Annotated in this window: 21 protein-coding genes; 5 read left to right on the forward strand and 16 right to left on the reverse strand. The window is 61.6% G+C overall.

The window, feature by feature from the left end; all coding sequences use genetic code 11:
- Nucleotide 1 precedes the first annotated feature (1 nt).
- The 7 genes from R8L07_20370 to R8L07_20400 form a co-directional block, all read right to left on the reverse strand.
- Nucleotides 2-820, reverse strand: coding sequence for an ABC transporter ATP-binding protein (locus R8L07_20370; GenBank protein MDW3207898.1), 819 nt, complete (start codon nt 818-820; stop codon nt 2-4).
- Nucleotides 820-1,917: an iron ABC transporter permease gene (locus R8L07_20375; protein MDW3207899.1), complete on the reverse strand. Its 1,098-nt coding sequence runs from the start codon at nt 1,915-1,917 to the stop codon at nt 820-822. Before R8L07_20375 ends, R8L07_20370 begins: the two co-directional genes overlap by 1 nt.
- Complete coding sequence (locus tag R8L07_20380; GenBank protein MDW3207900.1) at nt 1,910-3,061, reverse strand: ABC transporter substrate-binding protein; 1,152 nt, start codon at nt 3,059-3,061, stop codon at nt 1,910-1,912. Before R8L07_20380 ends, R8L07_20375 begins: the two co-directional genes overlap by 8 nt.
- Nucleotides 3,061-5,088, reverse strand: coding sequence for a TonB-dependent receptor (locus R8L07_20385; protein ID MDW3207901.1), 2,028 nt, complete (start codon nt 5,086-5,088; stop codon nt 3,061-3,063). Before R8L07_20385 ends, R8L07_20380 begins: the two co-directional genes overlap by 1 nt.
- A gap of 155 nt (nt 5,089-5,243) precedes the next feature.
- Nucleotides 5,244-6,905 carry a PAS-domain containing protein gene (locus R8L07_20390; protein MDW3207902.1) on the reverse strand — a complete coding sequence of 554 codons (1,662 nt, stop codon included), beginning with the start codon at nt 6,903-6,905 and terminating at the stop codon, nt 5,244-5,246.
- Nucleotides 6,906-7,157: 252 nt separating this feature from the next.
- On the reverse strand, nt 7,158-8,462 hold the full coding sequence (gene guaD, locus R8L07_20395) for a guanine deaminase (GenBank protein MDW3207903.1): 1,305 nt from the start codon (nt 8,460-8,462) through the stop codon (nt 7,158-7,160).
- The gene (locus tag R8L07_20400) at nt 8,463-9,719 is read right to left on the reverse strand and encodes a urate hydroxylase PuuD (protein ID MDW3207904.1); all 1,257 of its coding nucleotides are present in this window, start codon (nt 9,717-9,719) and stop codon (nt 8,463-8,465) included.
- A 111-nt stretch (nt 9,720-9,830) separates the two neighbouring features.
- Between R8L07_20400 and R8L07_20405 the strand changes: the two genes are divergently transcribed.
- The gene (locus tag R8L07_20405; GenBank protein MDW3207905.1) at nt 9,831-10,745 is read left to right on the forward strand and encodes a LysR family transcriptional regulator; all 915 of its coding nucleotides are present in this window, start codon (nt 9,831-9,833) and stop codon (nt 10,743-10,745) included.
- Nucleotides 10,746-10,808: 63 nt separating this feature from the next.
- On the opposite strand, the gene R8L07_20410 is transcribed toward R8L07_20405, so the two are convergent.
- The 8 genes from R8L07_20410 to uraH are packed head-to-tail and all read right to left on the reverse strand — an operon-like array spanning nt 10,809 to nt 20,476.
- Complete coding sequence (locus tag R8L07_20410; GenBank protein ID MDW3207906.1) at nt 10,809-11,885, reverse strand: BMP family ABC transporter substrate-binding protein; 1,077 nt, start codon at nt 11,883-11,885, stop codon at nt 10,809-10,811.
- Between the two features lie 25 nt (nt 11,886-11,910).
- Nucleotides 11,911-12,834: an ABC transporter permease gene (locus R8L07_20415; protein ID MDW3207907.1), complete on the reverse strand. Its 924-nt coding sequence runs from the start codon at nt 12,832-12,834 to the stop codon at nt 11,911-11,913.
- Entirely contained in the window at nt 12,831-13,907 is a 1,077-nt protein-coding gene (locus R8L07_20420; GenBank protein ID MDW3207908.1) for an ABC transporter permease, read from the reverse strand. The genes R8L07_20415 and R8L07_20420 overlap by 4 nt, the downstream gene beginning before the upstream one ends.
- Entirely contained in the window at nt 13,897-15,456 is a 1,560-nt protein-coding gene (locus R8L07_20425; GenBank protein ID MDW3207909.1) for an ABC transporter ATP-binding protein, read from the reverse strand. The genes R8L07_20420 and R8L07_20425 overlap by 11 nt, the downstream gene beginning before the upstream one ends.
- On the reverse strand, nt 15,449-16,306 hold the full coding sequence (gene xdhC, locus R8L07_20430) for a xanthine dehydrogenase accessory protein XdhC (protein MDW3207910.1): 858 nt from the start codon (nt 16,304-16,306) through the stop codon (nt 15,449-15,451). Before xdhC ends, R8L07_20425 begins: the two co-directional genes overlap by 8 nt.
- Nucleotides 16,307-16,310: 4 nt before the next feature.
- Nucleotides 16,311-18,641: a xanthine dehydrogenase molybdopterin binding subunit gene (gene xdhB / locus R8L07_20435; GenBank protein MDW3207911.1), complete on the reverse strand. Its 2,331-nt coding sequence runs from the start codon at nt 18,639-18,641 to the stop codon at nt 16,311-16,313.
- Nucleotides 18,642-18,652: 11 nt separating this feature from the next.
- Complete coding sequence (gene xdhA / locus R8L07_20440; protein MDW3207912.1) at nt 18,653-20,113, reverse strand: xanthine dehydrogenase small subunit; 1,461 nt, start codon at nt 20,111-20,113, stop codon at nt 18,653-18,655.
- 3 nt (nt 20,114-20,116) lie between these two features.
- Complete coding sequence (uraH, locus tag R8L07_20445; protein MDW3207913.1) at nt 20,117-20,476, reverse strand: hydroxyisourate hydrolase; 360 nt, start codon at nt 20,474-20,476, stop codon at nt 20,117-20,119.
- 175 nt (nt 20,477-20,651) lie between these two features.
- On the opposite strand from uraH, the gene puuE reads away from it, so the two are divergent.
- Genes puuE through R8L07_20465 form a run of 4 tightly spaced genes read left to right on the forward strand, consistent with a single transcriptional unit; the run spans nt 20,652 to nt 24,780 of the window.
- On the forward strand, nt 20,652-22,070 hold the full coding sequence (gene puuE, locus R8L07_20450) for an allantoinase PuuE (protein ID MDW3207914.1): 1,419 nt from the start codon (nt 20,652-20,654) through the stop codon (nt 22,068-22,070).
- Nucleotides 22,067-22,924 (forward strand): bifunctional allantoicase/(S)-ureidoglycine aminohydrolase, encoded by an 858-nt coding sequence (locus tag R8L07_20455; protein ID MDW3207915.1) that lies wholly within the window; start codon nt 22,067-22,069, stop codon nt 22,922-22,924. The genes puuE and R8L07_20455 overlap by 4 nt, the downstream gene beginning before the upstream one ends.
- Complete coding sequence (locus R8L07_20460; protein MDW3207916.1) at nt 22,921-23,415, forward strand: ureidoglycolate lyase; 495 nt, start codon at nt 22,921-22,923, stop codon at nt 23,413-23,415. The genes R8L07_20455 and R8L07_20460 overlap by 4 nt, the downstream gene beginning before the upstream one ends.
- A 3-nt stretch (nt 23,416-23,418) precedes the next feature.
- Entirely contained in the window at nt 23,419-24,780 is a 1,362-nt protein-coding gene (locus R8L07_20465) for an 8-oxoguanine deaminase (protein MDW3207917.1), read from the forward strand.
- 106 nt (nt 24,781-24,886) lie between these two features.
- On the opposite strand, the gene R8L07_20470 is transcribed toward R8L07_20465, so the two are convergent.
- Nucleotides 24,887-25,852, reverse strand: a complete 966-nt coding sequence (locus R8L07_20470; GenBank protein ID MDW3207918.1) for an ornithine cyclodeaminase family protein — start codon at nt 25,850-25,852, stop codon at nt 24,887-24,889.
- Nucleotides 25,853-25,858: the final 6 nt, after the last annotated feature.

Genomic DNA, 25,858 nt, shown 5'->3' on the forward strand with positions numbered 1-25,858 from the left:
CCTATGGTTCTCCACTCACCTTTCTGATTGGTGTTTGCGTTTCCAAGGCGACGTCCTCTCCTCCGTCGACAATGACTATCGGCTGCCCGCGAGAGCAGGTTTCCACCCGCCCGCTCACGTCATAGGCGTCCCGCAGGACGGTCGGCGTAAGGGCCTGGGCGGGTGGTCCATAGGCGATGCATCTTCCACCTCTCATGATTGCGACTAAGTCGCAATAGCGAATGGCAAGATTCAGATCATGCAGGGCGACAAGACAAAGACCGCCCCTTTCGACCAGACGTTTTCGAAGAATCTCGAAGACCGTCACCTGCCATTTCAGGTCCAGGGCGCTGCTGGGCTCATCCAGCAATAGGACCTTCGGATCGCGAACCAGAATCTGGGCCAGCCCAACCAGCTGGCGCTGCCCGCCGGACATGCGGCTCAAGGGTCGGAAGGCAAGTTCCTGAAGCTGAAGGTAGCCGAATACGGCCTCCGCAGAGTTTGCGACCTCGGTTGCCGTCAAATCGGGACGAGCGGAACGACAGGAACTCACCACCAGTTCATAGGCGACGAAGCCGGACGTGTTTGGTGGAGACTGCGGCATGAACCCGATGTGGCGGGTGCGCTCACGATGCGGCAGGCGGGATACCTCGCGCCCTTCGAAGAGAATTGAACCCGAATAGGTCGATTGGCCGGCGACCGCCCGCAGAAATGTCGATTTCCCAGCGCCGTTAGGCCCCAGGACCCCAACAAGTGCCCCATCGGAAACTGCGGGAAGGGAGACATTCTGCAGTACACGGGTCTTGCCATAGGCCAGTGACAGGTTCCTGATCTCTAGCATCACCGACGCCCCTTGCGCATCTGGGTCAGGACGAGCACGAGGAACATCGGAACTCCGACAAGGGCGGTAACGATCCCATCCGGAATAATGATGCCCGGAATGATCGATTTGCTGGCGATGGACGCGCCCGTCAGGATGATGGCACCAGCCAGAACCGAGCCTGGCAGGAAGAACCGGTGATCCTCACCGCAGACCAGACGCGCGATATGTGGGCCGACCAGCCCGACAAATCCGATCACGCCGGTAAAGGAAACGGCGACCGCCGCTACGATACTGACCCGGAACAAGGTCAGAAGTCGGAGGCGCTCAATCTGGACACCGGCGCTTCTGGCATATTCCTCGCCGCCGCGAAGGGCGGTCAGCCGCCAGACCTGGGCCATGGAGAACACGCCGCAAACCGCCAGAACCACCGTGATGATGGCGATCTTCTGCCATGTCGCCCGGGCCAGACTGCCCATCGTCCAGAAGACAATCTGCTGCAGGCTGTTGGAATCGGCCACGAACTGGATCAGGGATACGAGCGCCTGCAGCGCGAAGACCATGGCGATCCCGAACAGGATGACAATCTCCAGCGACGCCCCGTAGAGCCGCGACAGCAATTGAATCAAGGCCATGGCCGCAATCGCCCCCAGGAACGCGAAGAGCGGCGTCACATAATCCTCGGGCAGGCCAAAGGGGCCGGCCAGATCGAAGGCAATGGCGATGGAAGCCCCCAGGGTAGCGGCGTACGAAATTCCCAGCGTTGCCGGGCTTGCCAGGGGATTGTTCAGGACCGTCTGCATCTCCGCCCCCGCCAATCCCAGGCAGGCCCCGACGACAATCGCCATGACGGCAAATGGCAGGCGAACGTCCCAGATGATCACATGCATCGCAGAAGACAGACCGTCCGGATCAATCAGTCCCTCAATCACCTGCGGAACCGAAAGTCCGGCCGGGCCGGACGCCACATTTACAACGAAGCCGCCCGCCAGCATCCCAAGGAACGCGGCCAGCCAAACCATGCGCCGAAACTGGAAGCGCCTGTAGCGTTCGGAAAGAGAGCGGGGCGGCATGGAATCGGCCGCCCCGGAAACCGCCGCATCGACGCTTCTACTCATTGGCGGCGCCCTTCAAGGAAACCCAATAGACGCCATTCAGCGGCACCGCCTGGAATCTGTCGAAATAGGTCTGCAAGGTTGCTTCCGGCGACAACGAACGGAACCTCTCGGGGTGAAGTTGCTTCGCCATGGCCTGCACCGCGGCAACATGCATCGGCGTGTTGTAGAAATGATGCCAGACGGCAAAGGCGCGGCCCTCCCGAACGGCCGACAACTCCTTCAACCCCTTCCGCGCCCGGACCAGGGAAAGACTGGTGCGGGCGGTTTCCTCGTCGACACCGGCGCCAAGCACAATGCGTTCCGGAAACTCCTCAACCGTCGACGGCGACCCGATGGCCGTTGCGAAATAATGATCGGGCTGATGGGTGAGGAGATATTCCAGGGCAATGGTCCCGTGGGTTCCGGGAATCTGCTCACCCAGCAGGTTGATACCGCCGGCCCAGTCGATGAAACGCCCCATCATCTTGTTGCCCATGGCCTCGCAGCAATCCGGGCGAAGGCCGACGCGGGATTCAAGGAAGACCGTCGGACGGGTTTCCAATCCGGCAAGTCCTTCACTCACCTTGGCCAGGTTCTCTTCATAGAAAGCGATGAATTCTTCCGCCTCATCCTGGCGCCCCATCAACCGCCCAAGCAGGCGCAGACTGGCGGGTGTATTGACCAGCGGCTCAATTCGAAAATCGATGAATACGACTGGAATACCCGCAGCCTCGAGTTTCTCGAGGATGTCGGTATGCCGTTCGCTGGGGCTGTGGCCTCCCCCGATCCCGAGCAATACGAGATCCGGCCTCTGACTGACCACCGCCTCGAGACTGAAAGTGTAGGAGCCGCTCTTTCCGACGCGGGTGATGTCTTCAACGCCTGGAAAATGCTTTGAGAAATCGGCATAGCCTGCGGCATCGAACTGTTCGAAATCCCCCATCATCCCGACAATCCGTTGGGTCGGATCCTCGCGATCGAGAATGCCCAGCGTCGGCAGCACGCGGCCCTCGCCCAGCACAATCCGTTCGACCGGCACCGCGACGTCCACGGTGCGCCCTGCGAGGTCGGTTATCGTGATGACATCCTTGGCATGGGCCGAAGCGGCGGCAACATACATCGCCACCGCACCGATCACGCTTGCGACACGTGCAAGCGGGCGCATCAGAAATCCACCTTCGCGGAAACAAGGAAACTCCGGCCCGGCTCGTTGAATGGCGTTGCGGCAGAGTTGTCCGTCGCGGAGGTAGCCCGGTCGACATAGAGTTCGTCAAAGAGGTTCCGGACATCCAGGCGCAGGGTCACGGCCTCCATCTCGGTCGGCTGATACTGGGCAAAGACATCCGTCACGAAATAGGATTTGTTCGGGAAGGTTTCGTTGGTGTCGTCCTCGAAGGCATATTCGGCGCTGGCACCGACGGCCAAGCCGATGTCGATCCATTCCCGCACGATGTCGAGAGTCGCCGTGTTTCCCATCTGCAGCCCGTGATAGGAGGCGTCGCCGCTGCTGAGCGGCAAGCCGTCGGACCGGAAGCGATTGTTCGAGTAGGTCGCCCGGACATACCCGATATCCTCCTGATACTGCCCGGATACATTGAAGCCGCGCGCCGTCAGATCCCGCGTCGAATTTCGGGTGGCGGAGCCGAGATTGTGGCTGCCGTCAATTTCTGTCTGGTAGACATGAAAGTCTCCGGAAACGCCGCCATCCTCGACCTTCACCCCGGCCTTGTAGTTGTATGATCGGGATGAGGTCAGGCCGTCATAGACCCATTGCGCCGCGAAGTTGTAGATCTGGGACTCGCCGAGCGGTATCGGGCCGTAGTTGCTCGCGGCGCCGCCATAACCCGTCAGCCAGGGCAGAACGTCATATTCGAGGTTGAGGCTGGCACTCGGCCCGCCGCCGTCAAGCCTGGTCCCGTCCACCCCTTCGAACTGCTGCTGGTCATATCGCAACCCGAGATTGGCGCGGAAGGCCGGCGTCACGTTCAACCGTGCCTGAGCGAACAGGCCGACATTGTCTGAGGTTTCCGTATTCACGCGCGGCACGGTCGCGGCTGAGAACCCGCCGCTGATATCGCCATGCCCGACATCCCGGTAAAAATCCGTGCCGACCGTCACGCTACCGCTTTCGGCCAGCCCCAGACCGGTCGAAAACGTGTTGGCTACCTTGCCGCTATAACTCTTGGTCTGGGAACGCAGATCGAACCGGAACGGACCGAATGCCAGGTCGTGAATGAACAGTTCGGTTTCGGTGTAGCTCAGCACCACTTCCGGATTGAATGTCTCCGTCGGCGCCTCATCCCGATAGGACAGCGTGAAATGCTTTCTGTTGTATTCCTGCAGCGTCGGCTCCGCACCGTTGTTCAACGACCCGAAATTCGCACGGTTGGGTCGTATCCCCTTGTCTTCCATGTATCCTGTATTGAACTCCAGGCGGCCGCCGGTGTTTCCGGTCCAGGCGGCCTTGCCGATGCTGTTGCGCATGTTCGGCCGTGTGCCGATTACTTCGTCATCCCTGCCGTCTTCGTAGTTCCGACCCCCGTCGACAGAGCCATAGACCATGGCTTCGAAATTTTCGTGCTGACCGGCAAAGGCCAACGCCTGCGAATAGGTCCTGCCATTGCTGCCGACCTGGGATCGCGAGAAGCCGCCGAGCATCTCGTCGATTTCCAGCATGTCGCGGGCGTCCTTCGTTTCATAGGCAATGGACCCGCCCAGTGCGCCCGGCCCCACATCCACCGGACCCACGCCGGTTTCGACCGAGACGGATTTCAGCAGTCCCGGATCGATGATGGCCGTGCCGAGATGATGGAAGGCGGAGTTCACCTGACGGGAGTCATCCATCTTCACATTCAGGTTCGTGTCCTCGACCCCGTTGATGTAGATCTTGCGCGAGACATCGGACCCACCGCCGACCTGGATCGCCGACTCGCCGCGGAAGACATCCTTGATGCTCTGCGGATTCCGGCGTTCCAGTTCTTCCTCAGTGATTGTCACACCACCGGGCGCCACTTCAGTGGCGGTGACGGAAATCGGGGCCATGAGGATTGTCTCGTCCCCGTCGGTCGTATCCTGCGCGACCGCACCCGTGCTCATCACCGAAAACGCGGCACAGCCAAGAAGCGTCGCCCGGAAAACGTTCACTACATTCGTATCGCGCCGCGACGTCGCGGCGGCATTGGCTCTGCCCATCGGTCCACCCTCCTGAAACACCAGATTTGAGAGTGCGACTGATTATCAATACGAAGTGAACGCGACCATCCCGGAGAGATTCGCGATTTCGCAAAAAGCTTTACAGAAATCTCTTGCGGGGCCCCGAAGCCGGGATGCCCTTAGGGGTCACTACTTCAGGACTTCGTCCGACTTGCCGGGAAATCCAGGGAGACGGTGGTGCCCTTCTCTACCTCACTGTCGATCCGCATCATGCCGCCATGCTCACGCATCAACCCGTCGACGATGGAGAGGCCAAGGCCCGTGCCCTCGCTGGTGTTGCTGTTTCGGCGTACCTGCGTAAAGGGATCACGGATCCGCTCAATATCCTTTTCGGAGATCCCGATCCCGGTGTCCGCCACAGCCGCGGTCATGCCACCGTCGGACCGGGCAAAGGCCCGGACATGGATCTCACCCCCTTCCGGTGTGAACTTGATCGCATTTGTCAGCAGGTTCAAAAGCATCTGCTGCAGGCGTCGCGTATCAACCCTCAATTGCGGCAAGTCTTCACCCACTTCTTGAACGATCTTCAGGCGTCGGCGCTGCGCCCGCTCATCCACGGTCAGGCAGGCTTCCTGGATCGCACAACCAACTCTCACGAGGGTTTCGTCGAGTTCGGCCTTCCCGGATTCCAGTCGGGACATTTCGAGAATATCGCTGATGAGTTCCAGCAGATAGCGGCCGGATTTATTCACCAGATTGAGATATTCGGAGTACTTCGGGTTTTCGATCGGCCCGAACATCTCCATGCGCACCATATCCGAATAGCCGATGATGGAGTTCAGCGGCGTGCGCAACTCGTGGCTCATCTGGGCCAGGAAATTGGACTTCGCCTGACTGGCGCGCTCCGCCTGTTCCTTCGCAAGGCGCAGTTCACGGGTCCGGCTTTCGACCCTTTCCTCCAGCTCGGAGTTGGATTCGCGAAGCAGCCGCTGCGCATTCAACTGCTCAGTGATGTCGGTAAAGGTCGTGACCAGCCCTTCGGGGATCGGCCGTCCGTTCACCTCCACGGCCGGTCCATTCGGGCGTTCGCGAATGAAGCGATGAACCTCCATTTCCGACGCACTGAGCAGGGCACGTTGCATCAGGTCGTCGACATCCCCGACACCGTAATCGCCCCGCGTCGCCTTGTAGTGGATGATGTCCCGCATCGGCGTTCCCGGCACGCAGAGTTCCGGCGGCAACTCAAGCAATTCCGCGGCGCGCCCGTTGATCAGGGAAAGTCGCATTTCCCTGTCAAACATCGTGATCCCGTTGGTCACGCTTTCAAGCACCGTCTCCAGCATGTCGGTCTTGCGCTGCAGTTCGGCCTCACGCTCGGCCAATACGGCGGTTCGTGACTGAACGCGCTCCTCTAGGCGGTCATTGGCCGCCTTCAACGCAGCCTCGGAGCGGCGCAGACCGGTGATATCCGTATAGGTCGTGACAAAGCCGCCCCGCGCCACAGGGTTCCCTTCGATCAGCAGGACGGTACCATCGGGCCGTTCGCGCTCCAGGGAATGCGGTTCGAACCGACGCGCCAGTTCGACGCGTTCCTCGACCAGCGTTTCGATCGAACCCGGTCCATACTCGCCACGTTCCGCATTGTAGCGATAGAAGGCCGCCGCCGGCGTACCGGGGGCCCCCATCCAGGAAGGAAAGTCCAGGAGTTCAAGGTACAGCGAGTTACAGCAGACGAGGTTCAGCTCTGCGTCGAAGTAGCTGATACCCTGACAGACATGTTCGAAAATATCCCTTAGGACGTCGCTAGGTGCCAGACCGACTGCGGCAGCGATGTCCCGGGACGTTGCAGCGCTCATTCAAAGCTCCAGTCCTTCTTCGCGTAGCCGAGGCCGAACGGCTTGTGCCGCTCCGGCCATCGCACCCCCCGTGCTGCCCGCGAAGCACCCCTCCGGCACACGAATATGACTGAAACCCTTTAACAAAATCATAACAGTAGGCCTGGTCGACGCGCGCAACCTGCGGTCTGCCATCAGAGGTGCGTGTCAGGGAACGCACGTCCTTGGCGTGTACTGATAACGGGTGACGGAACTGGTCATTGCCACCCTTTCCTATTCCGACAGGATCACACGGCGTTTCGCTGCGACACCGGCAATATAGGTCTCGGCAATTGCCCGGTCGTCGCCGAGGGTCTCCAAAACAAAGAGCTCTTCCTGCAGGCTGCGTACGGTTTCCATCCGTGTGGCCATGGCAGAGGTCGCATGACTGTTCAGGACGATGATGTCAGCCTCCGATCCGGGCTTCAGCGTGCCGATGCGATCCTCCAACTGGAGACCGCGCGCATTGCCGAGCGTCGCCCAATAGAACGACTTCAGCGGATCGAGCTTCTGGTTCTGAAGTTGCAGGACCTTGTATCCTTCATCCAGGGTTCGAAGCATCGAGTAGTTGGTGCCGCCGCCGACATCGGTCGCAATCGCACGCCGCACACCGGTCTCCCGCAGCCCCTTTTCGTCGAACAGGCCGCTGCCCAGGAACAGGTTCGAGGTCGGGCAGAAAACCGCCACCGAGCGGGTCTCCGCCATGACCTGACGTTCCCGTTCACTCAGGTGGATGCAATGACCGAACAGGCTTCGGTCGCCGACCAGGTCATATTTCTCATACACATCCAGGTAATCCCGAGCATCGGGATAGAGCTCCCCCGTGAAGGCAATCTCGTCATGATTTTCCGAGAGATGGGTCTGGACATAGACATCCAGATGTTCCCTCACCAATGCCTGGGCGGCTTCCATCTGCGCGGGCGTGGACGTGATCGCGAAACGCGGCGTCACGGCATAGAGCGCCCGGCCCCTGCAGTGCCACTTCTCCAGCAACGCCTTGCTGTCGTCATAGGACGACATGGCCGTATCGCGCAGATAGTCCGGCGCATTCCGATCCATCATGACCTTGCCGGCAATCATGCGCATGTTGCGGACTGCTGCCTCCTCGAAGAAGGCCTCAACGGATGCCGGATGTACGGTGCAATAGACCGCCGCCGTCGTGGTTCCGTGCCGCGTCAACTCGTCGAGAAAACGCCGGGCGATGGTCCGACTATGGGCCGGATCCGCGAATTTGGCCTCCTCCGGGAAGGTGTAGGTCTCCAGCCAATCCAACAACTGGCTTCCCCAGGAGGCGATCGCCTGCATCTGGGGAAAGTGGGCATGGGCATCGATGAAGCCGGGGAACAGGATGTGCGGGCGATGATCGATAACCGCGGCGTCCGCGGACTCAATCTCCGCGAACTCACCGCAGGACACGATCAGGCCGTCTTCGATCCGCAGCGCACCGTCTTCTATATAGCTGAAGGACGCCTCGTCCTCGATATCACGCGGCTCGGATCGGAAGCTCAGAACCCGACCCCGCAGAACTGTGGCCGACATTTAGTGAATCCCCCCGGACACACCCTCGAACCAGCGGACGATCTGGGCCCTCTCCTCGCTCTCCATGGCTGTCACGTTGGCCGGCGGCATGGCGTGGGATCGACCGGAATGCAGATAGATCTCCCGGGCATGGCGGGCGACATCGGCGGCTGTTTCCAAGGCGACCCCCTTCGGTGGCGCAACAATCCCGGGCCAGAGCGGCTCCCGGGCGTGGCACATCGAGCATCGGGCCTGAACTGTGCCGTAGGCATCATCGAAATGCACCGACTCCGCAAAGGGTTCCGAAACATGGGTGAACTCGCGCTTGGCGGGCTTGAAGCCGGCCTCCACCGCCGTTTGCTGCAGAATCCTTGGCTCCGTCGAAAGCCACATGATGGCAATGAACAGGACTGTCGTCGCAATCCAGGTCCACCAGGGTTTCCCCTGCCTGGCGTGCATGGAATTGAAGAAATGCCGGATGGTGACCCCCATCAGGAAGACCAAGCTGGCAATCACCCAGTTGTATTCGGTTCCAAAGGCTAGCGGGTAGTGGTTCGACAGCATCAGGAACAGGACCGGAAGGGTCAGGTAGTTGTTGTGCGTCGACCGCAGCTTGGCGATCTGTCCGTATTTCGGATCCGGCGCCCGCCCCGCCTTCAGGTCCGCCACGACGATCTTCTGATTGGGTATGATCACCAGAAAGACATTCGCCGACATGATCGTCGCCGTGATCGCTCCGAGATGCAGGAACGCCGCACGGCCCGTGAAAAGCTGGGTATAGCCCCAGGCGAACGCGACCAGACCGACATAGAGAACGATCATCAGAACGGTCGGATGATCCTTCAGGGGCGACCGGCACAGACCGTTATAGAGCAGCCAGGCGATGCCAAGGGACAGAATGGAGGTGAAGATGGCCGGGGCCGGACGGATGTCCCAGACCTCGCGATCGATCAGGTAGAGATCGGCCCCCGCATAGTAGACGATGCACATCAGTGCAAACCCGGACATCCAGGTCGCGTAGCTTTCCCATTTGAACCAGGTCAGGTGTTCCGGCAGCGCGGCCGGCGCGACCAGATACTTCTGGATGTGGTAGAAGCCACCGCCGTGAACCTGCCATTCTTCACCATGGGCGCCTTCCGGCAAGGTCGGCACCTTGCGCAGACCGAGATCCAGAGCGATGAAGTAAAAAGACGAACCGATCCACGCGATGCCGGTGATCACATGCAGCCAGCGCGCGGCAAAAGACAGCCAGTCCATGAAAATCGGCCAATCCAGCATTCATTCCCTCCGTCATTCGAGCACGCTAACCTTGCACGCTCCATTTCCTTTCGGAATCAAATAATCTACTGTTCACTTTCGCGGTTTCTTTGAAAAAGGGCAGCCGGTCCCATGCCTTATCTCGACAGCATTCGCGTCTTCGTTCGCACCGTCGAACTCGGCAGCATCACCGCCGGCGGCCGCGACCAGCGACTGACCCCGGCGGTCGCCAGCAACCGAATCAAGGAGCTGGAAAGTCGCCTCGGAATTCGCCTGTTCAACCGTACGACTCGGAAGATCGTACCGACGGAGGTCGGACGGCTGTTCTACGAGCACGCACGGCGGGTCATCGAGGCCCTGGACGAGGCCGAGGCCGTCGTCGCCAATTACTCCCAGCATCCGCGCGGCGCGATACGGGTCATGGCACCTCTCGGGCTGGCCCGACGGGTCCTTGCCCCGCTTGTTCCCATATTCAACGACCAGTATCCGGATCTCGCAATCCGTCTTCGTCTGTCCGACAGAAAGGTCGATATCTTCGATGAAGGAGTCGACGTCGCCTTTGTCCTGGGGCAACTGGACGATTCCAGCATGAAGGTGCGCAAGATCTTGGACTGCCGCCGCGTTCTCTGCGCCGCGCCCTCCTATCTGGCGGAGGCAGGAGTGCCTGAGCATCCGAGGGATCTCGTCACCAAACCGCATCGGTGCCTGCTGCTGCGCTTCCCGGGTTCATCGGAATACTACTGGATGCTGGAGACGGAGGAAGGTCTGAAGCGTTTCGACATCAGCGGACCCTACGACGCGGATGAGGGCGACGTCCTGACCGAATGGGCCATTGAAGGCCGGGGGATCATCAACAAGCCCTATTACGAGGTTGCGGAACATATTCGTAGCGGTGCCCTGGTTCCGGTTCTGGAATCGACCCCGCCGCCCCCGTCACGCATCGCCTGCCTTTACCCGCACCGACGGCTGCAGGATCCGAAGATCCGCCTGTTCATCGACTTCATGGTCAGCGAATGCCGCAAACGGCTCGAGGCGATGACCGCGTAGCCGACCCGACAAAGCGAAAGGGCGCCGGCATGCCGGCGCCCTTCCAGTCCAAACGCGGCAGGATCAGGTCTGAACGCCCTGAACGTACCAGTCCATCTTGTGCAGGTCCTCGTCGCCCAGCGCTTCGCCATCCCCGATACGCTGCGCCCCGGTCTGATCGAAGATCGGCCCGGCGAATGCCGGTGCGGAGCCGTCGATGATTCCCTGCTCCGTTGCCTTGGCCGCAGCCTGCACGTCGCCCGGAATCCGGTCGTTGAATGGCGTCATTTCCAGCACGCCTTCCTTCAGACCCCACCATGTGTCGGTGCTTTCCCAGGTACCGTCCAGCGCCTGCTGAATGCGGTCGACGTAGTAGGTGCCCCACTTGTTGGCGATCGCCGTCAGATGCGCAGTCGGCGCGAAGGACGACATGTCCCAGGCCTGACCGAAGGCCATCAGGCCGCGTTGTTCGCAGGCCTGAAGTGCGGCCGGGCTGTCGGTGTGCTGGGCGATCACGTCTGCACCCTGGTCGATCAGGGCCTTGGCGGCGTCGGCTTCCTTGGCCGGATCATACCAGCTCGACACCCAAAGGACCTTCGTCTGGAAGTTCGGGTTGACCTTGCGCGCGGCCAGCGTGAAGGCGTTGATCCCCATGACAACTTCCGGAATCGGGAACGAGGCGATGTAGCCTGCGACCCCGGTTTTCGACATGTGTCCCGCGATCGTACCGCAGACCGCACGGCCTTCGTAGAAGCGGGCATTGTAGGTCGCCATGTTCGGGGCGCGCTGATAGCCGGTCGCATGTTCGAACTTCACGTCCTTGAAGCGCTTGGCGACTTTCAGCGTCGGGTTCATGTAGCCGAAAGAGGTCGTGAAGACGAGATTGCTGCCGTCTTCGGCAAGGCGCCGGATGACGCGCTCGGAATCGGGGCCCTCGGCCACATTCTCGACATAGGACACATCGATCGCATCCCCGAACTTCTCGATCGCTTCAAGGCGCCCCTGATCATGCGCATAGGTCCAGCCATGGTCGCCAATCGGGCCGATATAGACGAAGGACACCTTCAGCGGGTCCGCCGCACGCGCCTGGGCGCCGAGCAGCGGCAGGGTGCTGGCCGCACCTGCGGTTTGAAGCAGTCTTCTACGCGTAACGTTCCACATTTTTCACTCTCCCTGTTCTAGTGAATTAGACTGTTGGTTTGAACGGTTGTCCCAGGCAGGCCGGGGCCTGCGCACCGACCGATTTCCGCCAAGATATCAGCGCCAGCACGGCGATGGTCGCCAGATACGGCATCGCCGCCAGAAACTCCGGTGCCAGCAGACCGAACCCGGCTGCCTTTGCATGCAGTTCAAGGGTCATGACAACACCGAAGAGATAGGCTCCGGCCAGCAATCTGGTCGGACGCCACGCCGCGAAGACCACCAGGGCCAATGCGATCCAGCCACGTCCTGCCGTCAGTTTTTCGGCCCACATCGGGGTCAAGGCAAGCGAATAAAACGATCCGCCGATTCCGGCCATGGCTCCGCCAAATGCCACGGCGAGGTAACGCACGCCGACGACGGAGTATCCGATGGAATGCGCCGAGACATCGCTTTCCCCCACAGCCCGCAGAATCAGGCCGCCGCGCGTACGTTTCAGGAACCACGCGACCGTGAACAGCATCACAAAGGAAAAATAGACCAACGGATTGTGCCCGAACAGGACCCGCAGGACCGGATGGTCCGACAACGCCTCCGGGAAGATCGGCCCCAGCACCGGCACCGTCTGTCCGACATAGCCCTCCCCCATCAGCGAGGACAGGCCGATCCCGAAAATGGTCAGGGCGAGCCCGGTGGCCACCTGATTGGCCGTCAGGGTCAGTGTCAGGTATCCGAAGATCAACGATGCCAGGGCGCCGGCAACCGCCGCCGCCAGGACCGCAACAATGCCGAATCCGGTGACGGACATGACCGCAAATCCGCTGACCGCACCGATCAGCATCATGCCTTCGACGCCGAGGTTCAGGACCCCGCTCTTTTCGACCACGAGTTCCCCCAGCGCCGCCAGCAGTATCGGGGTGGAGGCGCCGACAACGGTCATGATGATAGAAATGATAATCGCGTCGCTCATGCCGCGGTCCCCTTCGAAAGACTGCCGATACGCAGCCGGTAGTTCACCAGAATATCCGTTGCCAGAAGGAAGAAGAGCATCATGGCCTGGAACACGCCGGTCGCCGCACTGGGCAGGCCGATCGTGGTCTGGGCAATCTCGCCACCGACATAGGAGATGGCGAGAATGATGCCGGCCAGAATCACACCGATGGGATGGAGACGCCCCAGGAAGGCTACGATGATGGCCGTGAACCCGTATCCGGTCGGAAACTGCGGCACCATCTGACCGAAGGGCCCGGCTACCTCGAAGGTACCCGCCAATCCGGCCAGACCACCAGCGGCAAACAACGAAAACCAGACCGTACGCTTCTTGTTGAAGCCGCCGTACCGGGCCGCCTCCGGCGCCGCGCCGACGACACGAATTTCGAAGCCGAACACCGTACGCGACAGGACGTACCAGACCGCGATCGCGATCACGAAAGCCAGCGGAACGCCAATGTGAATGTAGGTTCCCGCGACCTCGGGCAGCATCTGGCTGTCATTGAACAGCCGGGTCTGTGGAAAATTGAACCCATCCGGATCCTTCCACGGACCGCGCATCAGATAGTACAGCAGTTGGATGGCCGCATAGGTGAGCATCAGGCTGGACAGGATTTCATTGACGTTCAGACGCGTCTTCAGGAATGCCGGAATGCCCGCATAGAGCATGCCGCCGACGATCCCGCCGAGGCACATGAGCGGCAGAATCCAGATCCCCTCCAGATGCCAGGTCGCCAGGGCTACCCCGGTGGCGGCAAGGCCGCCCATCACGTATTGTCCCTCCGCGCCGATATTCCAGACATTGGCACGAAAACCGATGGACAGCCCGGTTGCGATCAGGATCAGCGGCGCAGCCTTGATTCCGAGGTCGGTCCACTTCCCGATGTCGATGGCCGGGGATACGAATATCTTCCAGACGGCCGCGAAGCCGTCATAGCCAAGCAACGTGAAAATCACCCCGCCGGTAAACATGGTCAGCAGCACCGCAATCACGGGCGTCAGATACAACATGCTCCGGCTGGGCTGTTTGCGTTTTTCAAGTTCAAGCAGCATGAGACGCCCCCGAAATTTCCACGGTCGCCGAAGCGTCCCCGTGCACGCCCCCCATCAGCAGCCCGATCTCATCGACCGTGGCCTCACCAACCTTCAGCGTCTTCGAAAGCCGCCCTTCATTGATGACCGCGATGTTGTCGCAGATCGCCAGGAGCTCATCGAGGTCCTGACTGATGATGACGATGGCGGATCCTTCGGCCGCCAGATCGACGATGGCCTGGTGAATGGCGGCCGCGGCCCCGGCATCGACCCCCCAGGTCGGCTGCGAGACAAGAAGTACATCCGGGGCCTGCATGATTTCGCGCCCCATGATGAATTTCTGAAGATTTCCGCCCGACAGAGATCCCGCCGTTGAGGCCGCCCCCGTCGTCTTTACCGCGAAGGTGTGGATCACTTCGTCGGTGTAGCTCTCGGCGAGCTTTGCGTTGATAATCCCCCAATTGACCATACCTTTGCGGTTTCTGGCGGTCAGGATGGCATTGTCGCTCAGCGAGAAGTTGGGAACGGCGCCATGGCCGTTTCGTTCCTCCGGCACCGCGCACAATCCGTGCTTGCGGCGCTGAATGGCATTCAGGTTCCCGACGGACGTGCCGTCGATCTTGATCGCGTCGACCCGGTCGCAGGGAATCTCGCCCCCGAGTGCGAGCAGGAGCTCGTTCTGTCCATTGCCGGCAACACCGGCAATTCCGAAGATCTCGCCGGAGCGGACACCGAAGGTAATATCATTCAGATTGACCCCGAACTCGCCTTCGGCCTCCTGGCACAGCCCGTCGACCACGAAGCGGGCGGGGCCGAGTTTCCGCTCGCCCTTCTTTTCGATCTCCTTCAGCGTGCCGCCGATCATCATTTCGGCCATGCTGCGGGAGGTTTCACGACGCGGATCGCAATCACCGACAACCTTGCCGCCGCGCAGGATCGTCGCGCCGTCGCACAGCTCCTGAATTTCGTGCAGCTTGTGGCTGATATACAGAATCGAACAACCACGTTCGGCCAGGGTCCGCAGGGTCTTGAACAATTGGCGAACCTCCTGCGGCGTCAGCACCGAAGTCGGTTCATCCATGATCAGCAACTGCGGCTCCAGCAGCAGAGCCCGAACGATCTCGATGCGCTGGCGTTCGCCGACGCTCAGGGTGGAGACGGTCCGATGCGGGTCCAGCGCCAGTTCATACTCATGAAGCACCTGGCGGATTCGGACCTCCAGCGCCGAATAGGACGTGCTGTGGTCCATGCCCAGCGCGATGTTCTCCAGCACCGTCATCGCCTCAAACAGCGAGAAGTGCTGAAAGACCATGCCGATGCCCATGCTTCGGGCGGCCTTCGGATTGGGAACCTGCACCGCCTTGCCGTCGAACAGGATCTCGCCCTCGTCCGGCTGCATGATGCCGTAGATCATCTTTACCAGTGTCGACTTCCCGGCGCCGTTCTCACCCAGCAGGGCGTGGATCTCACCGGGGCCAACTGAAAAACTCACATGGTCGTTGGCCAGAACGCCCGGGAACGATTTCGTCACCCCGCGCAATTCCAGCCGTGCATGTTGACCGTCACTCATCGACCTTTACTCCTCCCACATTCTCGGAAGGCGGCGCGTGGCCCGTCCGACGGTCACTGTCGACCGTCAACGTAGCGATCACCTCCGCGGCAACGAATGCCGCGATGACTTCCGGACGTTTGTCGCTGCTGCCCTGTGCGCCGATCGGACAGACGAGATTTTCCGCTCTTATCGGCGGGTTGATATTCTTCCTGCACCAACGTTCGAACGAAGCACGTTTGGTCTTGGACCCGATCATTCCGACATAGCGCGAGTCGGTCCGGGCCAAGGCCTCGGCGGCGATCAGGAAATCGAGTGCATGTTCGTGGGTGAGGATGATGAAAGCGCTTCCGGCCGGGGCCCTGCGGACCTCCGCTTCCGGCAGCGGGGTAATGCGTTTCTGGACCGGTGCGGTACACAGTGCGATTTCTTCGGCCCGCTCATCGACCAGGATGGTTCTGACCGGCAGCAAGGCGAGACAATCGGCAAGCGCGCGTCCGATATGGCCGGCACCGAAGACATAGACATGCGGGCGCGCCTGCTGGGCCAGCTCGCATTCCCGAACAGCCACATCAATCGCGGCCCGGTCCATCAGGGTGATGTCGATTTCCACGTGACCACCGCAGCACTGACCGATCTCGGGGCCCAGCGGTACGGACATCCTGTCCTTGTCCCGCCCGGCCGCCAGCATCGTCCGCGCCTGATCGATCGCCATATATTCGAGCTGGCCGCCCCCGATCGTACCGTGCGTCGCATCGGGTGACACGAACATCGCCGTTCCGGCCTCACGCGGGGACGATCCTTTCACCTCGGTCAGTTCGACCCGGGCGACGGCAGATTCGGCGTTCAGGAACGATTTGAGGTCGGTCACGGCGCTACCCCTCGTGTCCCTGGCGCAACCGTTCGACGGCCAGCAGCACCCGCTCCGGCGTCGCCGGCGTGTCAAGGCGCGGACATTCCTGATAGTCCGCGACGCTGGCAACCGCCATGGAAAGCGCCTCCAACACCGATACCCCCAGCATCAGCGGCGGCTCTCCAACCGCTTTCGATCGCCGAATGGTCAATTCGCGGTTCTCCGACCAACGTGCCAGTTCGACATTGAAGATGCGCGGACGGTCCGAAGCCAGCGGGATCTTGTAAGTGGACGGCGCGTGCGTCCGCAGGCGGCCCTTGTCGTCCCACCAGAGTTCCTCTGTCGTCAGCCAGCCGACGCCCTGAACGAAACCGCCTTCCACCTGGCCTCGGTCGAGCGCCGGATTCAGGGATCGACCGACATCGTGCAGAATATCGGCCCGCTCGACCTGATACTCGCCGGTCAGCGTATCGATGCTGACCTCCGACACCGCCGCGCCATAGGCAAAGTAATAGAATGGCCGCCCCTTACCCGCCGCGCGGTCCCAATGAATGTCAGGGGTCTTGTAGAAGCCGGCGGCGGACAGATGCACCCGTGCCATATAGGCGTGACGAATGAATTCCGCGAAGGCCATCCGTTCGTTGCCGACCCGGACCTGGTTCGGCTCGAATGCGACCTGATCCGGGTCCACATTCCATTTCTCCGCCGCGAAGGCGACCAGCCGTTCCTTGAGCTGGTCGGCCGCATTCTGGGCGGCCATGCCATTCAGATCCGACCCGGAAGATGCGGCCGTCGCGGATGTGTTCGGAACCTTGGCGGTTGTCGTGCCGGTAATCTTGATCCGGTCGAGATCGACCTGGAAACAGTCCGCGACGACCTGTGCCACCTTGGTGAAGAGCCCCTGCCCCATCTCGGTGCCGCCATGATTCAGATGGATCGACCCGTCATTGTAGATGTGAATCAGGGCGCCGGCCTGATTGTACCAGGTGGCGGTGAAGGAAATGCCGAATTTCACCGGCGTCAGCGCGATGCCTTTCCGGATCACACCGCCCTTGGCATTGAATGCCAGTATCGCCTCGCGGCGGCGGGCATAGTCGGCGCTTTCTTCAAGCTCCGAAATCAGCCGGTCGAGAATGCAATCCGTGACCGTCTGGTGGTAGGGGGTCACGTCGCGTCCTGCCCCGCCGTAGAAATTCGCCTTGCGGATTTCCAGGGGGTCCTTGCCGAGCGCATAGGCGATTTCCTCGATGATCCGCTCGGCACCGACGACGCCCTGCGGCCCCCCGAACCCCCGAAATGCCGTATTGGAGACCGTGTTGGTCTTCATGGGGCGGGAGCGCAACCGCACATTCGGATAGAAATAGGCATTGTCCGCATGGAACAGCGCCCGGTCGGTGACCGGACCGGAGAGATCGGCGGAAAATCCGCAGCGCGCGGCAAAGGTCGCGTCGACCGCCTGAATACGGCCGTCGTCATCGTAGGCCACGTCGTAGTCGACCTTGAAATCGTGCCGCTTGCCGGTCGCAATCATGTCATCGTCCCGGTCCGGACGCAGCTTTACCGGCCGGCCGTACTTTTTCGCGGCAACAGCGGCGACGGCGGCAAAGAGGTTCGGCTGGGTTTCCTTCCCGCCGAAACCGCCGCCCATCCGCCGAACGTTGATCGTCACCGCGTTGGAGGCGGTTCCCAGTACAAGCGCCACCATGTGCTGCACTTCACTGGGATGCTGGGTCGAGGAGTATACGGTGACATCTTCGTCCTCACCCGGAATGGCGAAGGCGATATGGCCCTCCAGGTAGAAGTGGTCCTGACCGCCGATCCTCATGGTGCCGCGCAACCGGTTCGGCGCGGATTCCAATGCCGGTTCGACCGTGCCGCGCTCCAACTTCAGCGGCGCCGTGACATGCGGATAATCCGCGTCGATCGCGTCCGCGACGTCGACCTTGTGGGGCAGCTCGCGATAGTTGACCCGCGCCTTGTGGGCTGCACGACGGGCCGCATCTCTTGTTTCAGCGACGACCGCAAAGATCGGCTGCCCGTGGAACTCGACCTTGCCCTCCGCGAAGATCGGTTCGTCATGCAGATGGGTCGGGCTGACATCGTTCACGCCGGGAATGTCTTTTGCCGTCAGCACGCCGACAACGCCGGGATGCGCCAGGACTTCCGAAAAATCCGTCGACTGGATTTCGCCATGCGCCACCGTCGACAAGGCCAGATAAGCGTGCAGCGTGCCGGCCGGCTCCGGGATGTCATCGACATATTCGGCGCGCCCGGTGACGTGCTTGTGGGCGGAATCGTGTCGTTCATCCGTATGCACGGTGCCCCGGATCGGGTCCGGCGTCGTCATCTTCAGATCTCCGTCCATCATGCGCTCAGCCTCACAGACTTTTCAGCATCCGTGGTCTCCAGATAGAAGCGGCGCAGCAGGTTCGCCGCGACCGTAGCACGGTATTCCGCAGAAGCCCGCCAGTCGCTGATCGGCGCAAAATCCTGTGACAACGCCTTCATCGCTTCTGCCACGGTCGTTTCGGTCCATTCCCGACCCCGCAGGGCCGCCTCAGCCGTCATTGCGCGCTTCGGCGTCGCCGCCATGCCGCCGAAGGCCAAACGAACGTCCTTGACCAGACCGCAGTCAAACGTGACGCAAAAGCCGCCACAAACGGACGAGATGTCCTCGTCGCGCCGCTTGGATATCTTGTAGGCTGCGAGGCGGGCACTGGGATCGGCGAAGGGAATGCGGATCGATTCCACGAAATCGCCCGCTTCCCGGTCCTGCTTGCCGTAATCGATGAAGAAGTCTTCCAGCTTCACGACCCGACGTTCCCGGCCGCGCCGCAACGTGATTTCCGCCCCCAGCGCAATCAGTACCGGCGGCGTATCACCGATCGGGGAACCATTGGCGATATTGCCGCCGACCGTGCCCATGTTACGGACCTGCCAGCCGCCGATCCGACGCCAGTAATCCGTCAGATGCGGGAAATGCGCCGCTATCACCGGCTCGCATTCCGAATAGGTTACGCCCGACCCCAGGGTCACACCGTCGTCGTCGACGTCGATCCGCTTCAATTCCGTCAGGTGGCCGATGAAGACGGCGGGGGCAATTTCACGCATGAACTTCGTGATCCAGAGCCCCACATCCGTGGCCCCGGCAACAATGGTCGGGTTTTCATATTCGCTCAGAATCTCGGCCAGATCGTCCACACCGGACGGCAGGATCGCCGTGGAACCGCCGTTCGACGTCACGACCCGGCAGCCGTCGTCGAGTTCCCGTAGCCGCCCGATGATGGCATCCCGTTCCGTGGTGAGCACGTCCAGCGCCGGGTCGCCACGCCCCGACGCATCCAGCGCCGCGCGAATGATCGGTTGATATCCGGTGCAACGGCACAGATTTCCCTGAAGCGCGACCTCGACATCGGCTTCCTGCGGCTTCGCGTTCTGCATCCACAACGCATAGAGCGACATGACGATACCGGGCGTACAGAACCCGCATTGACTGCCGTGCAGATCGACCATCGCCTGCTGGACCGGGTGAAGACCGCCATCGGCCGCGCGAAGATGTTCGATCGTCACGACATGGCACAGATCGACGGAAGGCAGGAGGCGAATGCAGGCGTTGACCGTCTCGTAACGCAGACCGTCCCCATCCAGGCGGCCGACCAGCACCGTGCAGGCACCGCAGTCGCCCTCGGCGCAGCCTTCCTTTGTCCCGCGCAGCGCCTGATCGAGTCGCAGGTGATCCAGCAGCGTGTCGGAACAGCCGACATCACGCAGCCGGACCGTACGGTCATTCAGGAGAAATCGGATTTCGTTCCGGACCTCGGACACAGGTCAGCTCCCTCTGTAGGTCGAATAGCCGTAAGGCGAAAGCAGCAGCGGCACATGATAGTGCTGATCGGCCGCCGCGATCCCGAACCGTATCGGGATGACATCCAGGAAAAGCGGCGGCGCCGCATCCAGCCCTTCGCCCTTGAGGTAATCCCCGGCATGGAACACCAGTTCGTAGACCCCTGTCCTGAAGGCGTCGCCGGACAGCAGCGGTTCATCCGCGCGACCATCGGAATTGGTTCGGATGTCACGGACAAGAGTGCGATTTTCGCCGTCCAGGCGATAAAGCGAGACCTTCAGGTTCGCCGCCGGGCGCCCCGATGCCGTATTCAATACATGCGTGGTCAATCGACCCGTCGCCATAACGTACCTCCGTTGCGTGTCCGGACTCTTCGCCGGTACTTTTGTTTTGTGGAATTAGAACGCGACGAAACTTTATAGAAAAGCGGGCTGCTCATAAGACTCTTTCAATAAATTATTGAATGTCGATCCGCCCGATTTCTGAAATTGTGCCCGTATCAGATTGTGAGGTTCATCAATGTCCGTTTATCCGCGCGACATGCATGGCTTCGGCCAGGTCCCGCCCGATCCCCAATGGCCGGGCAATGCAAAGATCGCCATTCAGTTCGTGGTCAACTACGAAGAAGGTGGCGAGAACTGCCTGCTTCATGGAGACCCCGCTTCCGAAGCCTTCCTGTCGGAGATCGTCGGCGCGGCCGCCTGGCCGGATCAGCGTCACTGGAACATGGAATCGATCTACGAGTATGGCGCACGGGCCGGCTTCTGGCGTCTGCATCGTCTGTTCACCGATTCGCAGATACCGGTCACCGTCTATGGCGTCGCCACTGCGCTGGCGCGCAACCCGGTGCAGGTCCGCGCAATGCAGGATGCGAAATGGGAAATCGCGTCCCATGGCCTGAAATGGATCGAACATAAGGACATGCCAGAGGCCGAGGAGCGCGCGCAGATTCGCGAGGCGATCCGGCTGCACACCGAAGTCACGGGCCAACGACCGACGGGATGGTATACCGGCCGATGCTCGGTCAACACGGTGAAACTCGTCGCCGAAGAGGGCGGTTTTGACTATATTTCAGACAGTTATGCCGACGACCTTCCCTATTGGATGGAGATCGGGGACCGTGACCAGCTAATCGTGCCCTATACCCTGGATGCGAACGACATGCGGTTTGCCACCCCGCAGGGTTTCAACACCGGAGACCATTTCTTCCAGTATCTGAAGGAAAGCTTCGACACCCTGTATGCCGAGGGCGAAGCCGGCCAGGCCAAGATGCTGTCGATCGGTCTGCATTGCCGACTGATCGGCCGTCCGGGTCGGCTGCAGGGGCTTCGGCGCTTCATCGACTACGCGAAGGGCCACGAAGCCGTCTGGTTTGCGCGACGGATCGAGATCGCCGATCACTGGAGGTCCCATTTCCCCCACTCGCGCCGAACCCGTCCGAGCACGATGGACCGCACGACCTTCGTGAAGACCTTTGGCGGCATTTTCGAACATTCTGCCTGGATCGCCGAACGGGCCTATGACGGGTTCGAACGCGGACCGGCCCACGATACGGCGATCGGGGTTCACAGCCTTCTGGCGCGGGCCTTTCGAAGCGCCGACGAAACGGAGCGCCTGGCAGTCCTGAACGCCCACCCCGATCTGGCCGGCAAACTGGCTCAGGCGAAACGACTGACCGCTGAATCCACGCAAGAACAGGCCAGCGCCGGTCTCGACGCGCTGACCGATGACGAGCGCTCGACGTTTCAGGCACTCAACACGCGGTATGTGGAAAAACATGGATTCCCCTTCATCATCGCAGTCCGCGATCATGACAAGGAAGGGATTCTGAACGCATTCAAGACGCGCATCGACAACGATCGCGACACGGAATTCGCGGAGGCCTGCAGACAGGTGGAACGAATTGCGGAGCTCAGACTGAAGGAACTTCTACCATGAACGATGTCGCCTCACGCGAAAGATCGTATTACGCACCGAAGGGCGGACTGCCCGCCCAGACCGACCTGATGACGCAACGGGCGGTCTTCACCGAAGCCTATGCCGTCATTCCGAAAGGGGTGATGAGTGATATCGTCACCAGCAACCTGCCCTTCTGGTCCGAGACCCGCGCCTGGATCATCGCCCGGCCGCTATCCGGATTTTCGGAAACCTTCTCGCACTACATCGTCGAGGTGAGCCGCGGCGGCGGCAGCGACCGCCCCGACCTTGAATCCGGCGCCGAAAGCGTCCTGTTCATGGTCGAAGGGACGGCAACCCTGACACTGAATGGCGAAACCCATTCGTTGCGCGCCGGCAGTTATGCCTTTCTGGCGCCCGGCGCCGATTGGCGCCTGCACAACGGCGACAGCGAACGCGCCGAATTCCACTGGATTCGTAAGCTCTATGAACCGGTCGAGGGAATCGATCCGCCCGAAAGCTTCGTCACCCATGACAGCGCCGTCACGCCGACGCCAATGCCGGATACGAATGGCTGCTGGGCGACCAGCCGGTTCGTGGAATCGACCGACATGCGCCATGACATGCAGGTCAATATCGTCACCTTCCAGCCGGGCGGCGTCATTCCCTTCGAGGAAACCCACGTCATGGAGCATGGTCTCTACGTTCTGGAAGGCAAGGCGGTCTACAAACTGAACCGCGACTGGGTCGAGGTCGAGGCCGGCGACTACATGTGGCTGCGGGCATTCTGCCCGCAGGCCTGCTATGCCGGTGGCCCGGGGACATTCCGGTACCTGCTGTACAAGGACATCAATCGCCACGCCAAGCTGCGGGGCGTCGGGGCCTTCGGACGATGAGCCGAACCATCCCGGTCGAGCCGCTGACCCGCGCCGGTTTCGCCGACTTTGGCGCGGTGATCGAAGCCAGCGGTAGCCCGAGCTTCATGATCAATGCAGGTCGGTGCGGGCGGTTTCATGATCTCGCCCGCCCTGAATGGTCCGGTGAGGAAGGTGCGGTAGCGCTGAGCGTCGCGCGAAGCGACGCCGTCTCCCTCCCCCTGGAACTGGACCTGCTGGAACGCCATCCACTGGGCAGTCAGGCCTTCATTCCAATGAACGGCACGCAGTTCATCGTGATCGTCGCACCGGACGAAAACGGCAGGCCAGGCCGGCCGAAGGCATTCCTGGCCAATGGTGCTCAGGGCATTCAGTACAATGCGAATTGCTGGCACGGCGTACTGGCGCCGCTGGATGGTCCGTCGGATTTCCTGATTGTCGATCGCGTGGGTAAGGGTGCCAACCTTGAGGAACATGCCCTCGACGCCCCCTACACGATCGTTCTGGAGTAAGCCATGGCTTCGCCCGCCGAAGGAACGGTCCTGATCCGCAACGCCGATGTTGTGGTGACCATGGATGCGGGGCGTCGCGAATTGAAGGGTACCGATATCCTGCTGGCAGACGGGGTTATCGTTTCGGTCGGCAAGAGGAATGCCGACACGGCCGCGGACACGGTCATCGATGCGACAGGCTGTGTCGTGACACCGGGTCTGGTGAATACCCATCACCACCTTTATCAAACCCTGACCCGCGCGGTACCGGCCGGTCAGGATGCGCTGCTGTTCGGCTGGCTGAAGGCGCTGTATCCGATCTGGGCACGCATGACGCCGGACGACATGTTCGTGTCGGCACAGCTGGGCCTGGCGGAACTGGCCCTGTCCGGCTGCACCATGAGTTCGGACCATCTCTATCTTTACCCGAACGGCGTCCGCCTGGAGGACACGATCGCGGCCGCGCAAACGATCGGCATTCGGTTTCACCCGACCCGCGGGGCCATGAGCATCGGCGAATCCGACGGCGGCCTGCCTCCGGATTCCCTCGTCGAGGAAGAGGAGGCGATCCTGCGCGACTTCATTCGGGTGGTGGACGCGTTTCACGATCCGGCGCCCGGTGCGATGGTCCGGGTCGGGCTCGCTCCCTGCTCCCCCTTTTCCGTCAGCACAGGACTGATGAAAGACGCCGCCGCGCTTGCCCGGGACAAGGGTGTGATGTTGCACACCCATCTGGCAGAGAACGACGAGGACATCGCCTATTCCCTCGCCAATTTCGGCTGCCGCCCCGGACAATATGCGGAAGACCTGGGCTGGACCGGTGACCATGTCTGGCACGCCCATTGTGTCAAACTGGACGCGGCGGAAATCGATCTGTTCGCCCGGACACGAACCGGCGTTGCGCATTGTCCCTGTTCGAATTGCCGCCTCGGTTCCGGGATCGCGCCATTACGACAGATGCGGGACGCCGGTGTCCCTGTCGCCCTCGGGGTCGACGGTTCGGCCAGCAACGACAGCGGGAACCTGATCGCGGAGGCACGCCAGGCGCTTCTGCTGCAGCGCGTCCAGAATGGCGCGGACGCCATGAGTGCCCGCGAGGTGCTCGAAGTCGCCACGCTGGGCGGCGCGGCGGTTCTGGGACGGGGCACAGAACTTGGCTCCATCGAAACCGGCAAGCGTGCGGATGTCGCAATCTGGGACGTCTCCGCGCTTGAAGCCGCCGGCGCCTGGGATCCCGTCGCCGCGCTTGTTCTCTGCGGCCCGTTGCCGGTGCGCGACCTTCTGGTCGAAGGCCGCCCCATAGTCCGGGACCGGCAACTGACCTCGGCGGACCCGGTTGGCATCGCGGCGGAAGCCCGTCGCCGGGTCGCCCGTCTTCTCGACTGACCTTTACCGCGTAACATTCCCAAAAAAGCGGCCCCCGCGGACGCGGAGGCCAAGGGTCGTCACGGTCGGGACAACGGCGCCGTCCCGCATGACGAGGGATGGATTCCTAGAGTTCCGCCGTCACTACTTCCCCGTGGCGCTGCGCAAGATCGGCCGCAACGGACGCGACTGCGAGATCCTGCAACCCGACACCGGTCCCATCGAACAGCGTAACTTCCGCTTCAGACGTCCGGCCCGGATGCGTCCCGTTGACGACGGCGCCGATCGGCGTGATGGCCGCCGGGTCCAGCAGGCCGGCGGCGACCGCATGCTGCGTCTCACCGATGGTCACGGATTGGGCGACCTCATCGGTGAAGACGGAGGCGGCGGCCACCAGAGCCGGGTCCAGTTCCTGCTTTCCTTTGGTGTCGGTCCCCATGCAGGCGATATGTGTGCCCGGCCTGATCCAGTCCCGCATCAGCAGAGGCTCATGGGCTGACGTGACGGTGATGATGACGTCCGCCTGCGCACCCAGCGACTCCCGATCGACAGCTTCGAAGGGCAGACCCAACTCATCGGCCACGGCTGCGAGAGATGGCAGCATCTCCGCATGAAGATTCCAGGCAACGACCTTTTCGAAGTCCCGCTGTTCTGCGGCGGCTCTTAGCTGGAAGGTCGCCTGGTGCCCTGCCCCGATCATGCCGAGGACCCGGGCATCCTGGCGTGCCAAATGGGCGATGGAAACGGCGCTGGCGGCGGCCGTACGAGCCGCCGTCAGATAATTGCCGCCGACCAGGGCCTTCAACCGCCCGGTATCCGGGTCGAACAGGATGACCGTGGACTGGTGGTTGGTCAGGCCGTTTTCCACATTTCCGGGCCAGTAGCCGCCCGACTTGACGCCCAGGACCAGCCCCGCGCGATCAAAACCTGACTTGAAGCCATAGAGAGCATCGGCATGGCCGATGGCCTCCCGGACGACAGGGAAGTTGCTGGCCTCCCCCTTTGCCATGGCGCCGAACACGGCCTCCACCGCGGCGTATGCGTCGGCACGTCCGACCACACGCCGGCACGTCTCTTCCGATACGATCAGCATGACCGG

The sequence above is a fragment of the Alphaproteobacteria bacterium genome (genome assembly GCA_033344895.1).
In the GTDB taxonomy this organism is placed as follows: Bacteria; Pseudomonadota; Alphaproteobacteria; order UBA8366; family Aestuariispiraceae; genus Pacificispira.

Excerpts from the sequence above, each read along its gene's own strand:
- R8L07_20370 (MDW3207898.1), bottom strand. The coding sequence starts at position 820 with ATGCTAGAGATCAGGAACCTGTCACTGGCCTATGGCAAGACCCGTGTA.
- R8L07_20375 (MDW3207899.1), bottom strand. The coding sequence starts at position 1,917 with ATGAGTAGAAGCGTCGATGCGGCGGTTTCCGGGGCGGCCGATTCCATG.
- R8L07_20380 (MDW3207900.1), bottom strand. The coding sequence starts at position 3,061 with ATGCGCCCGCTTGCACGTGTCGCAAGCGTGATCGGTGCGGTGGCGATG.
- R8L07_20385 (MDW3207901.1), bottom strand. The coding sequence starts at position 5,088 with ATGGGCAGAGCCAATGCCGCCGCGACGTCGCGGCGCGATACGAATGTA.
- R8L07_20390 (MDW3207902.1), bottom strand. The coding sequence starts at position 6,905 with ATGAGCGCTGCAACGTCCCGGGACATCGCTGCCGCAGTCGGTCTGGCA.
- guaD (MDW3207903.1), bottom strand. The coding sequence starts at position 8,462 with ATGTCGGCCACAGTTCTGCGGGGTCGGGTTCTGAGCTTCCGATCCGAG.
- R8L07_20400 (MDW3207904.1), bottom strand. The coding sequence starts at position 9,719 with ATGCTGGATTGGCCGATTTTCATGGACTGGCTGTCTTTTGCCGCGCGC.
- R8L07_20405 (MDW3207905.1), top strand. The coding sequence starts at position 9,831 with ATGCCTTATCTCGACAGCATTCGCGTCTTCGTTCGCACCGTCGAACTC.
- R8L07_20410 (MDW3207906.1), bottom strand. The coding sequence starts at position 11,885 with ATGTGGAACGTTACGCGTAGAAGACTGCTTCAAACCGCAGGTGCGGCC.
- R8L07_20415 (MDW3207907.1), bottom strand. The coding sequence starts at position 12,834 with ATGAGCGACGCGATTATCATTTCTATCATCATGACCGTTGTCGGCGCC.
- R8L07_20420 (MDW3207908.1), bottom strand. The coding sequence starts at position 13,907 with ATGCTGCTTGAACTTGAAAAACGCAAACAGCCCAGCCGGAGCATGTTG.
- R8L07_20425 (MDW3207909.1), bottom strand. The coding sequence starts at position 15,456 with ATGAGTGACGGTCAACATGCACGGCTGGAATTGCGCGGGGTGACGAAA.
- uraH (MDW3207913.1), bottom strand. The coding sequence starts at position 20,476 with ATGGCGACGGGTCGATTGACCACGCATGTATTGAATACGGCATCGGGG.
- puuE (MDW3207914.1), top strand. The coding sequence starts at position 20,652 with ATGTCCGTTTATCCGCGCGACATGCATGGCTTCGGCCAGGTCCCGCCC.
- R8L07_20455 (MDW3207915.1), top strand. The coding sequence starts at position 22,067 with ATGAACGATGTCGCCTCACGCGAAAGATCGTATTACGCACCGAAGGGC.
- R8L07_20460 (MDW3207916.1), top strand. The coding sequence starts at position 22,921 with ATGAGCCGAACCATCCCGGTCGAGCCGCTGACCCGCGCCGGTTTCGCC.
- R8L07_20465 (MDW3207917.1), top strand. The coding sequence starts at position 23,419 with ATGGCTTCGCCCGCCGAAGGAACGGTCCTGATCCGCAACGCCGATGTT.
- R8L07_20470 (MDW3207918.1), bottom strand. The coding sequence starts at position 25,852 with ATGCTGATCGTATCGGAAGAGACGTGCCGGCGTGTGGTCGGACGTGCC.